The 19234-nt window shown below is 69.8% G+C and carries 12 protein-coding genes and 1 pseudogene; 7 read left to right on the top strand and 6 right to left on the bottom strand.

From position 1 onward, the window contains the following. Positions 1-160: 160 nt before the first annotated feature. The 3 genes and pseudogenes from ABTZ94_RS09870 to ABTZ94_RS09860 all read left to right on the top strand — a co-directional run. A complete protein-coding gene (locus tag ABTZ94_RS09870) occupies positions 161-1354 on the top strand; it encodes a serine/threonine-protein kinase (RefSeq protein ID WP_351199282.1) in 1194 nt (397 codons plus the stop codon). Between the two features lie 127 nt (positions 1355-1481). Beyond that, entirely contained in the window at positions 1482-2045 is a 564-nt protein-coding gene (locus ABTZ94_RS09865) for a hypothetical protein (protein WP_351199280.1), read from the top strand. 451 nt (positions 2046-2496) lie between these two features. Further along, positions 2497-4119, top strand: a pseudogene (locus ABTZ94_RS09860) (M28 family peptidase); the annotation flags it as partial. Positions 4120-4178: 59 nt separating this feature from the next. Here ABTZ94_RS09860 and ABTZ94_RS09855 read toward each other — a convergent pair. After that, positions 4179-5621 (bottom strand): helix-turn-helix domain-containing protein, encoded by a 1443-nt coding sequence (locus tag ABTZ94_RS09855; protein ID WP_351199276.1) that lies wholly within the window; start codon positions 5619-5621, stop codon positions 4179-4181. A gap of 206 nt (positions 5622-5827) precedes the next feature. Here ABTZ94_RS09855 and ABTZ94_RS09850 point away from each other — a divergent pair, with 206 nt between their 5' ends. Continuing rightward, positions 5828-5977, top strand: a complete 150-nt coding sequence (locus tag ABTZ94_RS09850; RefSeq protein ID WP_351199274.1) for a hypothetical protein — start codon at positions 5828-5830, stop codon at positions 5975-5977. 722 nt (positions 5978-6699) lie between these two features. Continuing rightward, positions 6700-8025: a geranylgeranyl reductase family protein gene (locus ABTZ94_RS09845; RefSeq protein WP_351199272.1), complete on the top strand. Its 1326-nt coding sequence runs from the start codon at positions 6700-6702 to the stop codon at positions 8023-8025. A gap of 524 nt (positions 8026-8549) precedes the next feature. On the opposite strand, the gene ABTZ94_RS09840 is transcribed toward ABTZ94_RS09845, so the two are convergent. Further along, complete coding sequence (locus ABTZ94_RS09840) at positions 8550-9311, bottom strand: LysR family substrate-binding domain-containing protein (protein WP_351199270.1); 762 nt, start codon at positions 9309-9311, stop codon at positions 8550-8552. 58 nt (positions 9312-9369) lie between these two features. On the opposite strand from ABTZ94_RS09840, the gene ABTZ94_RS09835 reads away from it, so the two are divergent. Next, complete coding sequence (locus ABTZ94_RS09835; RefSeq protein WP_351199268.1) at positions 9370-9774, top strand: DUF5997 family protein; 405 nt, start codon at positions 9370-9372, stop codon at positions 9772-9774. Between the two features lie 386 nt (positions 9775-10160). Here ABTZ94_RS09835 and ABTZ94_RS09830 read toward each other — a convergent pair whose 3' ends face one another. Both ABTZ94_RS09830 and ABTZ94_RS09825 read right to left on the bottom strand, forming a co-directional pair. Then, positions 10161-11315 (bottom strand): glycosyltransferase family 4 protein, encoded by a 1155-nt coding sequence (locus tag ABTZ94_RS09830; protein WP_351199266.1) that lies wholly within the window; start codon positions 11313-11315, stop codon positions 10161-10163. A gap of 16 nt (positions 11316-11331) precedes the next feature. After that, positions 11332-12015: an FkbM family methyltransferase gene (locus ABTZ94_RS09825; RefSeq protein ID WP_351199264.1), complete on the bottom strand. Its 684-nt coding sequence runs from the start codon at positions 12013-12015 to the stop codon at positions 11332-11334. Positions 12016-12382: 367 nt separating this feature from the next. On the opposite strand from ABTZ94_RS09825, the gene ABTZ94_RS09820 reads away from it, so the two are divergent. Then, positions 12383-14107 (top strand): serine/threonine-protein kinase, encoded by a 1725-nt coding sequence (locus ABTZ94_RS09820; RefSeq protein WP_351199262.1) that lies wholly within the window; start codon positions 12383-12385, stop codon positions 14105-14107. Between the two features lie 185 nt (positions 14108-14292). On the opposite strand, the gene ABTZ94_RS09815 is transcribed toward ABTZ94_RS09820, so the two are convergent. Then, a complete protein-coding gene (locus tag ABTZ94_RS09815; RefSeq protein WP_351199260.1) occupies positions 14293-15531 on the bottom strand; it encodes an IS4 family transposase in 1239 nt (412 codons plus the stop codon). Positions 15532-15677: 146 nt separating this feature from the next. Beyond that, complete coding sequence (locus ABTZ94_RS09810; RefSeq protein ID WP_351199258.1) at positions 15678-19220, bottom strand: indolepyruvate ferredoxin oxidoreductase family protein; 3543 nt, start codon at positions 19218-19220, stop codon at positions 15678-15680. Positions 19221-19234: the final 14 nt, after the last annotated feature.

Raw genomic sequence — 19234 nt, 5'->3', positions numbered from 1 at the left:
CGGCGGCCCGATATCCTGATCATGCCGCGCGCCCCCCACCCCGCCCCGATCCCGGTCGGGTCGCCGCCGTGGCAGTCGAAGCGGCCCACAATTCGAGATTGGTGCACAGGTGCTGGTAGCTGGTCGGTACCGCTTGTTGTCCCCCATAGGCCGCGGCGGCATGGGTGAGGTGTGGCGCGCCGCCGACGAAGTGCTCGGCAGGGCGGTGGCCGTGAAGCTGCTGCTGGGCGGCCACGCGGACGAGTCGGCCACCGCCCGATTCCGTCTGGAGGCGCAGACCGCGGCCCGCCTGAGCCACCCTCATCTGGTGGCCGTGTTCGACTTCGGGGCCTGGGAGGACCGCTTCTACCTCGTGATGGAGCTCGTCGAGGGCAGAAGCCTGGGCGATCTGCTCGCGACCGAGGAGCGGCTCGGCGCCGAGCAGGTCGCCCGGATCGCGGGCCAGGCGGCCGCGGGGCTCGCCGCCGCTCATCGGCAAGGCATCGTGCACCGTGACATCAAGCCCGGAAACCTGATGCTGGACGCCGAAGGGGCTGTCAAGATCGGCGACTTCGGCATCGCCCAGTTCGTCGACGATCCTTCGGCCGCGCTGACCACCACGGGGCAGATCGTCGGCACCAGTCTCTATCTCGCCCCGGAGCGCGCCCTGGGTCGTACGGCCGGTGCGGCGTCCGACATGTACTCCCTCGGCTGTGTGATCTACCAACTCCTGCTGGGCGAGCCACCGTTCCGTTCCGACACTGCGACCGCGACGCTCTATCAGCATGTCGACACGGCCCCCGTGCCGCTCAGACAGCGGGGCGTCGCCCTGTCCCCCGCCTTCGACTCCTATCTGCTGGGGCTGCTCGCGAAGCAGCCCGAGAACCGGCCCAGCGCCGAGCAGGTCGCCGACTGGTTCCAGAACGATGCGTGGCGTGGACAGGCGGCGCCCATGCCCATGTACGCACCCACGGCCCCTCCGGCAGCGCCGAGCGTTCCTTATGCCTCGGCACCCGCCCCTGCTTTCAGGCCCTCCCCGACGCCTGCCTCCGCTCAGCAGGCCGACGGCATGACGACGTATCGCCTGCCGCAGGCCGGCGGCCACAGACGGCGTCCGGCGGACCGGTCCGCGCCTGTCCGGCGGCGCACCGGCGCCCGCGAGGCGATCAGGCGTCGGCCCAGGGTGGCCAGCGCCATTGCCGGTACGGTCGCCTTCCTCGCGGCCGTATACCTGGGGATGAGCCTGTTCTCCCCGGATTCCGGCTCGGCCGACACCCCGGGCACCGAGCCCCCCGCATCCACCGGACCCCAATCACCGGCCCCCGACCAGCCGGCGCAGAACAGCGAGGACGACGGGGACGACGAGCAGGACTGAGCCGCTCTCCGCTGCCGCCCCCGACCGCGGCACCGCCCGTCAAGCAGCCGTCAGGACCGGCGGCTGCGGCGTCAGTGGTTCATCAACGGACGGCGTCGGGCCGGCCGGCTTCCATAACGTCGCTGCCATGAGACGACGTGACATCCGAGCCGTGCCCGGCCCGCGCACCGGCCGGGCACACCCTCCGCCCGATACGACCGCCCGCGACCACGGCTGGCCGCAGGACCTGCGGTTCGCGGTCCGCTGCGCCGTGACGCTCCTCGGGCTGCTCCTTGCCGTCGATGTGACCGCCGGTCACCTCACCTGGCTGCGGGCATTGTTGTGGACGGGCCTGGCCGCCCTGCTGTTCATGGTCCTGGTGCCGCCTCGGGTCCGCGCGGGTGCCGGATGGCTTTCGTGCCGCGGTCTGGTGTGCGAACGGATCGTGCACACCGACCGATTGGTGTCGGTTCGCTGGTCGGACGGAGTCTCCCAGCGCCTGGTGCTCCGTGACGCGGACGGCGGCCGGGTCGAGGTCGACCCCCAGGTGTTCCTCGCCAATCCGGCGCTGTGGCACCGGCTGGACAACGACGCCCGCGGCTGTGTGGAGCGCGGGACGCTGCGGTGCGGGGTGACGGTGCTGCGTCAACTGGCCGACCGTATCGACCGTCGGACCGCGCGTACGGTGTTCACGATCTCCGGCCTGGAATAGCCGCCCCGCACGGGTTGTTGTGCGATCCCACCACCGCGGCTTGACCAGACTTGCCAAGTCCCTCGGCAGCCTTCGCAGTTCATTGACGAGGCCATGACGACATGTGAGTGTTCGCTCGCTCGATCAGGGACGACGGCGACACGGGCGACAGGGGCCGGCTTTCGAAGCAAGTACCTCACCGTACGCCGCTGCCCGTGATCGAGGCCCCCCGACTCAAGGAGCCTCGATGAAACGCAGCCCGATGACGGCCGGGACAACCCTGGCCGTCCTCGCCGGAATGCTGGTCGCCGCCAGCGGCCAGTCAGCATCTGCCGAACCGTCTCCGCCCGCCCGGACCGCGCTCTCGGCCGCGGTGTCGGCAGCCGACCGGGCCGCCGCCAGTGGTCTCGACACTCTGGCGAAGGGGCCCGACGAGCAATACGAGCGGCAGATGGTGACCCCCCGGGTCAGGGGTAGCGCGCCCGACATCAGTGTCGCCAATGTGCAGGCTCATCTGGCGCAGCTGAACACCATCGCTTCGCAGAACGGCGGCAACCGCCGGGCCGGCAGCGCCGGTTACACAGCCTCGGTCGCCTATGTGAAGGGCAAGCTGCAGGCGGCCGGTTACACGGTCAGCGAGCAGACCTGCACCAGCTGCACGTACCGCGGCAACAACCTGATCGCCGACTGGCCGGGCGGCCCGTCCGACCAGACCGTCATGTTCGGAGCCCACCTGGACGGCGTCGCGGCCGGCCCCGGGATCAATGACAACGGCTCGGGCTCTGCCACCCTGCTGGAGAACGCGCTCGCCCTGGCGGAGCAGAACCCGACAATGACCAAGCATGTCCGCTTCGCCTGGTGGAACGGCGAGGAGCAGGGTCTGCAGGGTTCCAAGTACTACGTCGGCCAGCTCACCGCCGCCCAGCGCAGCACCATCAAGGCGTACTACAACTTCGACATGGTCGCCTCGACCAACGCCGGCTACTTCATCAACAACGTCGACTCGGCCGCCTCGGCCCCGATGAAGGAGTACTGGGACTCGCTGAACCTCGCGCCGGAGGAGAACGTCGAGGGCCAGGGCCGTTCCGACGACTACTCCTTCCAGCAGGGCGGCATTCCCACCTCCGGTTACGCGACGGGCGCAAGCTACACCAAGTCGTCGGCGCAGGCCGCCAAGTGGGGCGGCACGGCGGGCAGGCCCTACGACTCCTGCTACCACCAGTCCTGCGACACCACGAGCAACATCAACGCGACCGCGCTCGACCGCAGCGCCGACGGGATCGCCCACACGGTGTGGAAGACCTCCGTCGGCACCACCGCGCCGGCCGATGACTTCTCCGTCGTGGTGAAGCCGGTCTCCGGCAATGTCCAGCCGGGCGGCTCGGTCAGCGCGAGTGTGTCGACGGCGACCACCAGTGGCTCCGCGCAGACCGTGAAGCTGACGGCCTCCGGGGCGCCGAGCGGGGTCACGGTCGCGTTCGCCCCGGCCTCCGTACAGTCGGGTTCGTCGTCGGCCATGACCGTCTCCGCCGGGGACCTGACCGCGCCGGGTACGTACACCATCACGGTGACCGGGACCGGTACGGCCACACACGCCGCCACGTACTCGCTCGTCGTCGGTGGCGGCGGCACCTGCCAGGCACGGCAGGTCGTCGCCAACGGCGGATTCGAGGAGGGCGTCGCGCCGTGGACCCAGACGGGCGGCGTGATCAGCAACCGGACGGCGGAGAAGCCCGCGCACAGCGGCGCGTACATGGCCTGGCTCGGCGGCTGGGGCTCCACGCACTCCGACGCCGCCTCGCAGTCGCTGACCATTCCATCGGGCTGCTCGGCTTACAAGCTGTCGTTCCATCTGCGCACCGACACCGATGAGTCTGCGGGCGACCCGACCGCATACGACACGCTCACCGTGAAGCTGGGCACCAAGACGCTTGCGACGTACTCCAACACGGACGCCGCAGGCTCCTACGTCCAGAAGACCTTCGACGTCGACGCCTTCGCAGGTCAGACGGTCACGCTCGGGTTCACCAGCAGTGAGGACGCCTATCTGCAGACCAGCTTCGTCGTGGACGACGTGACGCTGAATGTGAGTTGATTCACCGCCAGGAAGCTGCCAGGGCGGGGCGTGTACGCACACGCCCCGCCCTCGGTGTCTCAGCGGACGGCGGCGGCCAGTCGGCGGATGAAGTCGTCAATCTCCGCCCAGTTGCCGTGCCAAGCCGCCAACCGGCTGTGCAGACCGCGTAGTTCCTGGCCGAGCAGCGTGGATGCGGTCACCTCGGTGGTGTCCAGTACGGGTTCGGCGATGGCGATCGCCGCGTGCGGGTCCTGGGCGCAGGCATGGGCGTCGGCCATCCGTACCAGGAACAGCATCCGCGTCGAGCGCATCCCCGGAAGGAGCAGACCCAGCGCGATACGGGTCGCCGCGACCGCGCGCATCGCCAGTCGACGGTCCCCGGTCACCGCGGCGAGGTCCCGCAGGGCCCCGGCGGCGCCGGACTCCACCCGCAGACGCACGGAGGCGACCGACAGCCAGGGTGCCTCCGTCTCATCCTGCTCGCCGACCCGGTCCAGCTGTGACAAGGCACGGTCGATATGGCCCAGGGACTGCCGCGCGTCGCCCCGCACCGCATGCCCGCGCGCCTCGTACAGATCGCTCATGGCGCCCGCCCAGTGCCGGCCCGCGGCCGCCTGCCGGATCGCACCGCCGTAGGCCAGGGCGGAGGGTCCGTCGCCCTCCAGCCGTGCCAGGGTGCTCATGTCGCTGAGCGCGGCCACCTGCGTTCCGACACGACCGGCCAGGCCGGCCCAGCCCAGCGACCGGTCGAGCCAGGCCATCGCTGTCGCGTTCCGGCCCCACAACAGCCGCAGACTTCCGGCCGACTGTGCGTACTCGGCTGCCAGTGGGGCGAGTTGGCGTTGGTACGGCGCTGCGGGCAGGGCCATCCAGCGGAGCATCGCGTGCAGGGTGCGCTCGACCACGACGGCCGCTCCCGGCCAGGCGCGCTCCTCGTCGGCCCGCTGGCAGACGGCGAGCAGTGCCGTCAGGGCGTGCACGGTGTCGATGTCCAGCGGCGGACACGAGACGGTGGCCGGGCCCAGGAGGCAGAAGGCCGAATGCAGAGCGATGACGTCGGCGAGCGCGGGAACGGTGCAGCCGTCGCGGCCGTGGACCGGACACACCAGCCCGTAGGTGGGCAGGCTCATGGGCATGACGGTGTCCGGCGGCAGCATCGAGAGCAGGGCGCCGCCTGCGGGCTCGCCGGGCAGGGGGCCCGTCCGTACGGCGGCCGCAGCCGGAGGTACTCCCCCGCTCTCCTCGCCTGCACCACCCGGCCCTTCGGCCGCCGCCTCGCAGGCGTCGAGGAGGTCGCCGTCGGCCGTCAGCAGGTCGTCCAGCCTGCGCGCCAGCGGCAGTGGTGTCTTCCGGGTGCCGTGCTCCAGCTTGCTGATGGCGGTGTGGTCGTAGCCGACGCGGGCGCCCACCTGGGCCTGGGTGAGCCCGGCGCGCCTGCGCCACAGACGCAACCGGGTTCCGAAGGCTCTCCACGCCTCTGCGGTACGGACATCCGGCAGAGGGCCCACGCCCTCGGTCACCCGGAACTCCGCGAAGCCCCGCCGGATTTCCCACCCGTGCCACGCTCATGGGTCATAGCCGGGAGGATAGCGAGCGCGTGTGCGCGGTGTCCCGGTGCGGCAGGAAGATGGCGCCTTCCCACGCCTTCCCGGCACCTTTCTCTCATCACCCTGGCCGACTACGTAACGCTCGTGCGCAGCAGGCCAGTTGAGCGGGAGGGAGCCGCATGAAAGGGCAACCCGCCGGGCATATGACCGCTGACCGACAGGAGTTGGTGGCAATGGGCCGCATCAAGATCGTCCGACGTCCGCAGCTGCCGTCGCGGCCGCCGCCACTCGATCTGCGGACCCCGTCCGGCCGCCCGCTGCCCTACTGAGCACGCCCCCGCCGCGGCCGACGGCCCGCCCGCCCTGCCCGTGGGAACCCTTGGGGCGACCCTTCGGCGTGATGAGGGACAGGGAGCCGTCGCAGCGAACGGCAGAAGCCGGGACTGGTGCGTCGGCCGGCTCGGAAGGGGCGGCAGCCATGCACGCATCCCGGACGAAGAAGTCAGCCGCGGCACCACCGGCCACGCTGTCGCTGCTCATCGCGGCAGCGGCAGGCTGCCAGGGCGGCGACGGGCGGGACAGCCCTTAGCGTTGCCGGTGAGGCGCGACGGACTTCTCGCGCCTGTCACCACCGGGGCGCTACTTGGAGTCGTAGGCGCAGGGCCGTCGGCAGGTTCAGCCCGGCTCAGTTCCGCAGTGCCGCGGCGTACCGGCGCAGGAAGAGGGCCTCGACATGGGCCATGTGTATCAACCCGTGCTGCGACCGCCTGTTGCCACTCCGGATACCTGTTGTCCGGGTTGAGCGCTCGGTCGCCGTCGATCCGTCCGGCGTGGCGAGGAGCGCGACGGTGTCAGGTTCCCGGCGAGCGGCACCAGCAGGGCTGCACTGCTTCCATGATCGAAGCTGCTCACACAGTGGTTGACGCCGCATCAGGCGGGTGCCGGACATCCGGGCCGGGTTCCGCACCGGCCCTCCTTGATCGATGATGATGCACAGGGATGCCGTCCTCGGTACGGCACCGGCCGTCCCAGGAACAGGAAGGGGTTCCCCATGCGGGAAACGACGCCAGAGCAGTCCTCGTCGGACGATCGGTCCGCCCACGGCTCGGACGAGGAAGCCCGGGTGATCGTAGTGGGGGCGGGTCCGGCGGGCTCGGCCGCGGCCTTCCACCTCGCCAGGGCGGGCGTCGATGTCCTGCTCCTGGAGAAGTCTCACTTTCCCCGGGAGAAGGTGTGCGGGGACGGCTTGACACCACGAGCGGTGCACCAGCTCATCAGGATGGGCGTCGACATCAAGGCTCCGGGGTGGACGCGTTCACGCGGGATGCGATGGGTGGCCGGGGACCATCAGGTGCACATCGACTGGCCCGCGCTCGGGCGTTACCCGGATTTCGGGCTCTCGCGCAGCCGACACGACTTCGACGACATCCTGGCCCGGCATGCCGTCGCCGCCGGAGCCCGGTTGCGCAGCGGTGTGAAGGTGACCCAGCCGCTGACCGACCGCGTCGGCCGTATCACCGGTGTCACCGCCACGACCTCGGCGAAGGAGCCATTGGTCTTCCACGCACCGATCGTCATCGCCGCCGACGGCGCCTCCGCCCGCCTCGCTCTCGCCATGGGCCTGCAGCGGGACAGGAGCAGGCAGATCGCGACAGCCGCCCGCCGCTACTACCGGAGTCCGGAGCGTTCCCAGGAGGAGTACCTGGAGCTGTGGGCCGATCTCCGCTTCCCGGGGAGTGATCACTTCCTGCCCGGATACGGCTGGATCTTCCCCATGGGCGACGGCCGCGTCAATGTCGGTCTCGGTGCGCTGCCGCATCGACGGCACGGCAAGGCGGACCTGCGCGCCACGTTGGACGAGTGGCTGGCGCGTACCCCGCACTCGTGGGGACTGCGCGAGGAGAACGCGCAGGGCCCTGTCAGGAGCGCGGCCCTTCCGCTGGGCTTCAACCGTCACCCCCTCTACACCCGTGGGCTCCTCCTCGTCGGCGACTCCGGAGGCATGATCAGCCCCTGGAACGGCGAGGGCATCGGCCAGGCCATGGAAGCCGGCGAAGTCGCAGCCGAGACCGCCGCGCTCGCCCTGGCTCTCCCCCGGGGGCCCAGGAGGGAGCAGGTGCTGCGTGGCTACCCCGTCGAGATGAACCGCCGCTGGGGGCGCTACTACCGTCTCGGGAACACGGCCGCGGACCTCGTCTTCAGCCGTTCGGGTTTCCAGCCGGTCCTCAACCGTTACGTCATGGGGTCGCCGTTTCTGCTCAGCACCCTGGCCCGGCTGCTGACCAACCTCACGGACAAACCCTCGCACGACCTGATCGACCATCTGCTCAACGGCGTCGTGCGTCTCGTGCCGGAACCGAAGGTGCGCAGGCGCTGAACCCTGAGGCCGAGCCGCCCAGGTGCCTTCAGCGGGGGCACGAACAGCGCGCCGGGGAAGCCTGCCGGCAAGCCCCGGTGCGCCGCCTCCCGTACTACTCGTCGATCGTGGCCCTGTACGCCGCGTCCAGTGGCGGAGCCCTGAGCGAGCCGCTGCCGTACGTCCACGAGCCGGTGGCCGGCCCCCTGCCGAAGCCGTCGCCCGGCACGGCCCTGCTGCTCTCGGAGGACTTACGACCTCCCCCACGAGAGGGAGCGGATCAGCGAGCGGCGTCGTGCGGCTTCGATTGCAAGGCGGAGGAAGGAAGCGGATGGGGTCTCCCCTGGTCGAGCGAAGCCGAGAGCTCGGGGAAGGCGCGTCGTTGACTGACGACAACGCCGCGAGCGGAGTCGCAGGGCGTCGGGAGCCCGCTCCCTATCGTGGGGGAGGTCGTTACCCACCCCCGCGTAGCCGTCTGCGTACGGACGGTGCGGGGGCGGTGGCCAGGTCCTGCCGCGCGGCAGACGTCAGTTTGACGACAGGACCTAGGACCGGCGGCGAGGCTTTCCTCGTTTGCCGCCCTTGGCGCCGCCGGAACCGCTCCGCGCGCTCTTCCCGGCCGCCTTGCCGGCCGCAGGCTTGCGCCGCGCACCGCCTGTGTCGGGACGCTTGCCCTTCGGCTGTGCCGGGGCCTTGGGGCGGCCCCGAGAGCTGTTGACGGTCCGCCCGCGGACGATCCCGATGAAGTCCTCCACCAGGTCCGTCGTCTCGTCCTCCAGCCACGACAGTGCGACGCGCGACTCGGGGGCGTCCGACACCGGCCGGTACGTGAGGTCCTTGCGGTGGTGCAGTCGGGCGAGCGATTGAGGGACGACGAGAAGGCCCACTCCTGCCGCCACGAGCTCGATCGCGTCCGCCGTCGTAGCGGGGCGCTCGATCGCGGGCCGTCCCGGCCGGTGCTCCCATTCGAGGGTGTCGTCGAGCGGATGCAGCACGACGTCGTCGGCGAGGTCCTCGGCGGAGACCTCTTCGACCGCCGCCACGACGTGGTCCTTCGGGATCACGACCACTGTCGTCTCGGTGTAGAGGGGGATCGCGCTGAGGCCCGTCCGGTCGATGGGCAACCGCACGAGACCCGCGTCGGCGCCACCGCCCCGCAATACGTCGGACGCCTCGGCGGCCGACACCCCGATGAGGGTCAGTGGGACGTCGGGCAGCCGCTCGTTCCAGATCCGCACCCACTTGGTGGGCGTCACCCCCGGGACATACGCGAGCCGGAACGAAGGGGTTTCTTCCGAACTTGTCACTCCGCCAGGTTACCGGCCCTGGTCAGAGGTAGCGCACATGCTCGATACCCTTGACACCATGACGTCGCACAAGACCACCCAGACAATGAAGCCCGCAACCGCGGCAAAGAAGCTGGGTGTGTACCTCGAGGCCACCCCCGCCGAGTTCCAGGAGGGTGTCGTCTCGCGCACCGAGCTGAACGCTCTGCTGTCCGATCCGCCCGAGTGGCTGCAGGAGCTGCGACGCAACGGCCCGCACCCCCGGCCGGTGGTCGCGGCAAAGCTGGGCATCTCCATCTCGGGTCTCACCCGAGGCGGAATCACGCAGGCCCTCACCACGGAGGAGATCGAGGCGCTGAAGAAGGACAGCCCCGACTGGCTCCAGCGGGAACGCGCAACCCAGGCCGACGTCCGGAAGGAAGCGGTGCGCATCAAGGAGAAGAACGCAGCGCGCGCCGATCAATCCAGCGGTCCGCGTTCCTGACCTTCGTCCCTCGGCTGTCCCTGACAGCCCAGCGTCGGCTCGCGCTTCGTTCGGCGGTGCTGCGCCGGCGGTGGACGGCGCGGCCGAGACGACACAGGGGCTCGCCGCACGGTCACGGACCTGGTCACGGCGGTCGCCGCCGAAGACGGCGAAACGCAGTGATGGTGAGCCGCTGGTGGGGTCGCGCGCCCAGGTGTCGACAAGTGTGAAATCGCTGCGGAACACGGTCTGGGCCGCGGTGCCGTCGAATTCCTTGTGGACGCCGTCCAGTCGCCCGACGAGCCACTGGGAAACGGCGGGTTCAGTATTCATGCCCAAGAGGCGCACGGCCCGGACTTCCCGCCTGGTGGGACGCCCGGGCCCGACGCGTCGTTCTCGCGGTTCCCCTACTCCTGCCCAGGCACGACCGCCGGGATGCCCTCGGGGTTCAGCAGCTGTGTCAAATGGCGGGCCGATGCGTCCCATGACCAGGACTCCTGGGCCCACTTGCGGCCTGCGGCGCCCATCTCGGCGGCTTGGTCCTCATCGAGAAGTATCCGGGTCAGCGCACCGGCGATCGCCGCGGTGTCGGTGCCGTCCACGACCCGGCCGGTCCTGCCGTCGAGCACCGTGTCCGGGGCGCCGCCCGAGTCGCCGACGACCACCGGCAGACCGCTCGCCGCCGCCTCCAGGAACACGATCCCGAGCCCTTCCGCCTCCAGACCGGCCTTCCGGGTACGGCACGGCATGGCGAAGACATCCGCCGCCGCGTAGTACTGCGGCGTCTCGGTGTGCGACTTTCCGCCCACGAAACGGACCGAGCCCTCGGCGTGGCGGTGCGCCAGCTTGCGCAGCCGTGCCTCGTCCGGCCCCCGGCCGACCACCACGAGCACCGCGTCGGGCACCTCCCGCCGGATCAGCGGCAGGGCCCGGATCAGCATGTCCTGGCCCTTGCGCGGAACCAGGCGTGCCACACAAAGGATCACGCGCTTGCCGTCCAGGCCGAGTTCCGTACGCAGGTCGAATCCGGCGCCGGCGTCGGGCCGGTACACCTCCGCGTCGACGCCCGGCACCAACCGGCTCATGCGCGCACTCGGGCCCAGGGACGGCCCGATCCGGGCACGCGTGTACTGACCGAGATAGGTGACGACGTCCACGCCGTCGCCGATGCGGCGCATCATCTGACGCGGGCCCGGGGTCCTGGCCCACCAGATCTCATGGCCATGGGTGGTCGCCACCATGCGCTGGATGCCACTGCGGCGCAGGGCCGGCGCCATCAGGGCCAGCGGCGCAGCAGCCCCGAACCAGACCCGGTCGCAGCCATGGGCCCTGGCTATCTCGACGGCCCTCCGGGTGACCCTTCCGGTCGGCAGGAGCATGCCGCTGGAGTCCCGTACGACAGGAAACGGAAGGGCCGCGTCGTACGAGGTGTCGCCCGGCTCGCGCGACGTGTACACGACCACGTCGTCGTCCGGTATGCGCGTGGCCATGGCGTGCACGAAGGTCTCTATGCCTCCCTGGCGCGGCGGGAAGTCATTGGTGATGACAAGGGTGGAGCCCATGAATGTGTTGGATCCTTCAGCTGGATGGGGTCGAGCGAGCCGAGAAGAGGTAGTTGCGGCAGTCGTCGGTCACGTCGGCCACACGTTCCCAACCCCGGTTCCGCCAGCGGTACATGTCGTAGTCGAGCTCGCCGAGCCGGCTGACGAGGTCGCCTGACTTCATGTCGTACTTCTCGAGGTGGCGGTCCTCGATCTCGAGCAGGAGTGCGGGCCGGTGGCGCAGCAGCGTGCGCCGGGCCCCCGACAGTACGGCCGCCTCCGCCCCTTCGACATCGGCCTTGATGAAGTCGACGCGGTCGAGGCCCATGTGGTTGCACAGGCCGTCCACCGTCCGCACCGGTGTGGTCACGGGACGGGAGGTGGGGAACTCGACGTTGGGTCCGGGTCCCGAAGCGCCATCGGTGAGATAGGCGCGTCCGTGGACGGGCAGCAGACGGCGCCGGGGCAGGCTCATCGTTCCTTCGTGCGCCCGCGCGCCGAGAGCCATGCGGTGCACGGTGACGTTGTCACAGCCGAGGACGGCTGCCGCGGCCCTCAGCCATTTCGCGGGGCCGTGCAGCGGTTCGACGCTGTGCACCTTCCCCGACGGTCCGGCCAGCGCGGACAGGCTCCAGGTGTAGAGGCCGTACTCGGCCCCGATGTCGAGGCAGACGGCGCCGGGCCGCACCAGCGGCCGCAGGCCCGCCACTTCCTCTTCCACGAAGGACCACCGCGACGATGCCCAGCCAAGCACGAGAGCGACCGATAACACACGCAGCCCCGCGTGCGGGCGACCGCCGGGATCCGGCCGCCGTGTCAACTTGCCGCTCATCAAAAGCCTTTCAGTCTGCCGGGGCGTACGGATCCTGCTGCCGGAGCGACGCCGCACTCGGTCGCGTTCCATCCAATCAGCAGATGCGGAGCGATCCCACCCTTCTCCGGAAGCAGATTGGCCGACACATCAGACCTGAGATGTACGTCTCAGGTCTGGGCCGACAGGTACTGAACGCACCGCGCACGGAGGGCGGTTGTGCGTCGGTTGCGGTACGCCGGTCCGGCAAGTGAGCGGATATGGCACAGTCGTGCCGGTGGAAGAGCTGCGACCTCAGGACCCCGCGCAAATAGGCGCGTACCGGATTCTCGCCCGGCTGGGCGCGGGCGGCATGGGACAGGTGTATCTCGGCCGGTCGCCCGGCGGACGGCTGGTGGCCGTGAAGGTGATCCGCGACGAGATCGACGATCATCCCGAGGCACTGGCCCGGTTCCGGCGGGAGGCCGCGACCGTGGAGGCCGTACGCAGCGCCTACACCGCCCAGTTGATCGAGGCGTCGCTCGACACGTCCCCGTACTGGCTGGCCACCGAGTACGTGCCGGGGCCCACGCTGCGCGGCGCCGTGGGCGCGGGCGGCCCGTTCCCGCCGGACAGTGCCCTGCGGCTGTTCGCCGCGCTCGCCGAGGGGCTGGCCGCGGTCCATGTCCACGGGGTCACGCACCGGGACCTGAAACCGCACAACGTCATCCTCGCGCCGCAGGGACCACAACTGATCGACTTCGGCATCGCCCGGGGACTTGAGCAGACGATTCTCACCCGGGACGGAATGGCACCGGGAACGCCCGGGTACGCGGCGCCCGAGGTCGTCCTGCGCAACGAGGTCGGCCCGGCGGCGGACGTCTTCGCGCTTGGGGCGACGATCGCCTACACGGCGACCGGTCGGCCCCCGTATGGTACGGGCGACGCGGCGGCAGTGAGCTATCGGACGGTGCACGAGGACATCGACCTGGCGGGGGTACGGCCCACGCTGGCCGCACTGATCCGGCAGTGTGTCGCCAAGGACCCGGCGGAGCGGCCCGAGCTGGCCGCCGTGATCGCCGGATGCGCGGTGGACTCGGCGCTGGCTACGGACGCCCACTACCGCTCGGTGACCCGCGACACCGAACCCGCGCCCGTGCCCGTGCATTTGAGCACGCCGGCTTCGGAGACGGAACCGGAGACCGAGGCCCTGACACAGCCGACGGATCGCGTGCCGGAGAATCACGTCGCAAAGCGGGCGGCCGAGACCGTACCTCCGGGGACGCCCGACACCACACCGCACGACGGGCCGGACCATCAGCGGCAACCCGCCCGCACCGCACGTCGCAGGGGCTGGCTCGCGGCATGTGCGGTGGCGCTCGTCGTACCGGTGACGTTCTGGCTGCTCCCCGAACAGGACAGCCAAACCCCCGCAGACGCACCCACGACCGATGTCACCGCGTCCCGGTCGGCCACCAAGGGTCCGGCGGGCCGGCCACCGGACCACATCGTGAACAACCGTGTCTCGCAGGACCGCTGGACGCTGTCGGACGTTCCGAAGGAGGCCGCCCGGGGCATCGGCTCCTGCGACCTGGCCAGTTTCGCCGAGTTCTCACCGCCGATAAACCTGCTGTCCTCCGTTTCGCACACCACCGGCTCGGACACCGCCTCGGTGGCGCTGCGTCCCAAGACTGCCGGACAGGGAAAGCGGCCCGCGCCGTACTACATCTCTGTGGGGGTGCGGCCCCCGCACGAGACCGACCGCGCCACCGGTCGGCCCCTTCGGTCCGTCAGCAAGGGCATCGGCTTCACCAGCAAGCCCATCGACATCTACTCCCGGTGGTCCTCGGGCGGAACCATCAAACTCAAGTATCCCGATGACTTCCGGGCCCACTTCGGCAATCGGACCGTCGACGCGATCCCGGTCGGCGACGACAGGGGCGACTGGACCGTGGTGCTGTACCACGTCGAGGGCGGGCCCACGAAGTACACATCCGTCGTGTGCAACGGCTTCCACGCCTAGATGCAATACCGGTGTTTTAGGGCTTCGTCCGTGGGGTTGGGGCTGTTTTGGTGGGCTTGGCAAGGACGACGACGGGGGTGTCCGGGCGAGGCGGATTGTTGTGAGCGCCCAGTTGGACATTTTTGCGTTTGATCACTCGCGGGTTGGACCGTAACCGTCGTGGTTCCAGGAGACGTTCGGTGATTTCATGCAGGGTCTGCGTTAGCGCCCGGGTGAGCCGGGAGGGGGGAAAGTCCCGCCTGGCTGGTGGTCTGCCGGCGGACGACGCGCAAGGTGCGGGTGAAGGACATCCGGCCCGGGTCCTCTCTTTCCAGCTGGGCGGCCTGGTGCATGAGGTCGCGCAGGGCGTGGTGCACGAGGAGGAACGCGAAGATCTCCTGCTCGGCCCCGTCCGGATGCTGGGAGCGCAGGACGAAGCGGGGACCGCCCAGGTGGGTTTTGATCTCATCGAGGGTGGTCTCGATCTCCCAGCGCTCGGCATAAAGGGTGGCCAGTTCCGTGGCCGGTGCGGTGGCCGGGTCCAGGAGCGTGGTGACCAGCCGGTAGACGGTGCCCTCTCCGGGAGGGCCCAGGGTGTATTCGATGACGCGGACCGGTGCCGGGTCGGCCCGCCGGTTCTTGTCCCGGGCGGCAACGATCTCCGACAGGTACGAACCATCGGGCAGCGCGGTCACCACGGGCAGGACCGCGTTGCTCCTGACTCGCCACAGCAGGTCCGCGCCGGTCGCCGTGGCGGCCCGCCACAGGTCGAAGCCGAGGAAGCCCCGATCTGCCAGGAGCAGCATTCCCCTGGTCAGCGAGGGGAACAGGCGGCGGGCGAGGACCGTTTCGTGCACTGCCAGCGGCGCGACGTCGGCGGCGAACACGGCGTGGGTACCGCACTCGACCAGGGCCACGGCCCTGGCCTGCGGATACGCGCTCCTGCCCTGACCACGCCCCGTTGCCGGCCGCCCGAAGAAGGCGGCGTTCGCCTCCGTATCGGGAAGGTCGAAGGTCGTCCCGTCCACCGACACCAACCGCAGACCCCGAAACCAGGCTCCCGGCGTCGCCGGGACCGCCACGGGCCGGCAGACCCGGGCGAACAACGCCTTCATCGGTTCCGCCCCCAGCCGGAGCCGAGCCCGTCCGATCGCACCGCTGGTGGGTACCCGCCACGTCTTCGACCAGCGACGTTCCCGTTCCAGGCCCTGTGTGAGAAGCCGTCCGACTTCCTCATATCCCTGCCCCGAGAACAGGCACATCGCCAGCACGAAATACATCACCACCCGTGCGGGAAGCAGGCGTCGACGTTCCTCAGTGCGTCCGCACTCCGCCACCACCTCATCCAACAGCTCCGGCGGAAACGCACGCGTGAGCACTCCGAGGGCGATGCGATCCGAAAACCGATCACCCTGAACTTCCTTCAACTGTCCAGGTCTTGGCACACCAACTCAACGAGCCAGCACCAGCAAAGTCACCGGTATTGCATCTAGGACACCGTCTACGGCGGTGCCGACGTGTTCCTCCCCACTCACGCAGAACAGGGCCGGATCCGCGACCGGCACACCGACCGGCCTTCCCAGCCATCCGCTCAGTTGCTAGGCGTGTCGGCATCCGTACGTTCGCGGCCCTGGGACAGCCGGCCGACGAGCTCCGCGGACCGGGTCCTGTACCGAGCCACGGATGCCATCTTGATCTCCTCGTAACCGCGCACGATGTCGGGCAGTGAGGCGATCTCGACGGCGAGGCCGTGGGCGTCCTTGTCGAGGTTCCGGCAGACGTCGCTGATCGTGGCCTCGTACTCGACGACCAGGGCCCGTTCCGTGCGCCGCACGCGCGCCGCTCCGAAGGGGTCCAGGCGTGTGCCACGGAGCCTGCGCATCGCGGCAAGGGCTTGGAAGGCGGGCTTGAACCAGGGACCGAGTTCGATCTTGCGGTTCATCCCGAGTGCCCGCAGGACGGGCGGGTGGAGACGGTAGGACATCCGTGCGCCGTCCCCGAAGCGGGCCCTGACCTCCCGCTCGACCTCGGGGTCGAGGGAGAGCCGAGCCACCTCGTACTCGTCCTTGTACGCCATCAGCTTGTGCAGGTACCTGGCCACTGCCTCGGACAGTGCGGTCGAGCCGGGGACGCGCTCGCACTCGGTCCGGCGTACCAGTTCGACGAAGCGCGCGTACCTCGTCGCATAGGCGGCGTTCTGGTACGCGATGAGATCCGGTACGCGGACTTCCAGGAGCCGGGCGAGCTCCGACCCCGCAACGGCCCCGACCAGTTCGAGTGTGTGCCGGGCCGCGGCGGACAGGCTGCGCCCCGACTTCGCCGGGGTGACACGCCCCTTTAGGAGGCCGGCGAAGGCGTCGGGATCGGCGACGGCCTGGCGGCCGAGGCGGAACGCCTTGATGTTGGCTTCGACCTTCACCCCATTGAGGGTGATCGCCTCCTCGATGGCGTGGGCCGGCAGCGGCAGCCCGCCGGTCTGGTAGGCCGCGCCCGTGAGCAGGAGATTGGCGAACTGGTCCTCGCCCAGCAGGTCGTTCGCGAGTTGGCGCGCGTCGAGGAAGACCGCGCACTTGGCCTCTGCCTCAATCCGCTCCTTGAGAGGTTCGGCAGGCGGGAACGACACCTCCGGGTCGATCACCATCTGTCCGGTCGGGACCTCTGCCGTAGAGACGACCGCCACCGTTCGCGCCGGAGCGGCCGCGGTGAGATGTCCGGGTTCGGCGGCTACGAGCAGGTCACAGCCGAGGTAGAGATCGCACTCGTCCTGGGCCGCCTTGCCGGCCTGTTCCGTCGCTTCCTTGGTGATTTTGATGTCGGAGACGACCGCGCCGCCCTTCTGGGCCATGCCGGTCTGGTCGAGGGCCCGGACGTGCAGGCCCGCGAGCGAGGCCGCGGTACTGAGGATCTGCGCGAGGGTGACCACCCCGGAGCCTCCCACGCCTGTGATCCGGGTGGTGTGGGAGGCCGGTACGACGGGGTCGGGATCGGGCAGGGCTGCGCCGTCCGGCATCGGTGCGGGAGTGAAGTCGGCCTTTCCCTCGGCGGGGACGACGGTGAGGAAGGAGGGGCAGTCCCCCACCAGACAGGCGTAGTCCTTGTTGCAGGAGGACTGATCGATCCGGGTCTTGCGGCCGTACTCGGTGTCGAAGGGCTGCACGGAGAGGCAGTTGGACTGCTGTCCGCAATCGCCGCACCCCTCGCACACCCGCTCGTTGATCATCACGCACTCGGTGGGTTCGGGCACAAGGCCGCGCTTGCGCTTGCGCCGGAGTTCCGTCGCGCATTCCTGGTCGTGGATGAGCAGGGTGACGCCGGGGGTCCGGGCGAGCGCCTGCTGGGCCTCGGTCAAGCGGTCGCGGTGCCAGACGACGACGCCCTTCGGAAGCGTGACCTTCCGGTAGCGCTTGACGTCCTCGGTCGTGACGATGATGCGCTCGACACCTTCGGCCAGCAGCCCTTGGGCGATTGCGGGCACGGTCATGACGCCAACGGGCTGCTGTCCGCCCGTCATCGCCACCGCCGAGTTGTAGAGCAGCTTGTATGTGACGTTCACCCCGGCCGAAACCGCCGCCCGGACGGCGAGGCTGCCGGAGTGGTGGAAGGTGCCGTCGCCGAGATTCTGGATCAGGTGGTCACGTTCGAGGAACGGCTGCATGCCGATCCACTGGGCGCCCTCACCTCCCATCTGGGTCATGCCGATCACGTCCCCGGCCTGGGAAGGGTCCATGAGTGTGACCATGGCATGGCAGCCGATCCCGGCTCCGACGGCGGCGCCCTCGGGTGCCTTGGTCGAAAGGTTGTGGGGGCAGCCGGAACAGAAGTAGGGGGTGCGAGTCAGCACAGGCAGAAGTGTCAGCGTCCTGCGCCGGTCCGTTGCCCGTTTAGTGTCCAACCATCTCTGTACGGAAGGCAGTTCACCCAATTCGTTCAGGCAGGGCGCGAGCCGTGCGGCTACGGTGTCGGGATCGAGTTCTCCGTGGAGCGGGAACAGGACCGAACCGTCGGGTGCACGCTTGCCGGAGACGGACGGCTGGTCGCCGCGCCCATAGAGCTGGTCCTTGAGGGCGGTCTCGATGAGTGGCCGCTTCTCCTCCACGACGACGATGTGGCGCAGCCCTCTCGCGAACCGTTCGACGACCGTGGGTTCCAGCGGATGGATCATGCCGAGGTGCAGCAGGCTCACACCGCGGCGCTCCAGTTCGGCGTCGTCGAGTCCGAGGATGCGCAGGCCCTGGCGGAGATCGAGGAAGGTCTTGCCTGCCGCGACGATACCGATGCGGTCGTCGGGGCCCTTCCTGGTGATCCGGTTGAGGTTGTTGGCGACGGCGTAGCGACGGGCGATCTCAAGGCGGGCGCCGTCCCGGCTGCGTTCCAGTTCACCGAGGGCCGGTTGCAGCATCCGGGTGCCGACGGTGTGGCGGTACGGCACTCCGTCGACCGTGAGGTCAGGGACGACCGGTGCGGTCCGTCCGGCGCTCACGTCGACGGTGCCGGAGCCGTCCGCGACCGCCGTCGCGATCTTCAGCGCCACCCACAGGCCGGCTGCCCGGGACATCGCCACGCCGTGCAGTCCGAAGTCGAGCGCTTCCTGCGGGTCGGACGGGTAGAGCGTGGGCAGGCCCAGATCGGCGAGGAGCAGTTCGGAGGCGCCGGGCACGGTCGACGACTTGGCGGCGGGGTCGTCGCCGACCAGTGCGAGCGCACCGCCGTCGGGGTGGGTGCCCATCAGGTTGTTGTGCCGGATGGCGTCCGAGGCGCGGTCGAGGCCCGGGGACTTGCCGTACCAGATGGCCGTGATGCCGTCGACGCGCTTGTCCGGCTGAGCTGCGGCAAGTTGGGTGCCTTGGACGGCCGTCGCCGCGAGTTCCTCGTTGACGCCGGGGCGGAAGACGATGTCGTACTCGTCGAGGAGGGAGCGGCAGCGGGCGAGTTCCATGTCGTATCCGGCGAGCGGCGAACCTTCGTATCCGGAGATGAATCCCGCGGCGCTGCGGCCCTCGCGACGGTCGGCGCGACGGATGTCGAGCGGCAGGCGGGCGAGCGCCTGAATGCCGGTGAGGTGAAGGGTGCCCTCCTCGCGCACATATCGGTCCTGAAGCGTGGGGCGGGGGACGGTTGCTTTCTGAGGGGTCACCACTGTGTTCCTCC

The organism is Streptomyces sp. NPDC002785 (assembly GCF_040295565.1).
Classification (GTDB): domain Bacteria; phylum Actinomycetota; class Actinomycetes; order Streptomycetales; family Streptomycetaceae; genus Streptomyces.
Note: the sequence above shows the minus strand (reverse complement) of the source record. Positions and strands in the feature narration are given on the sequence as shown.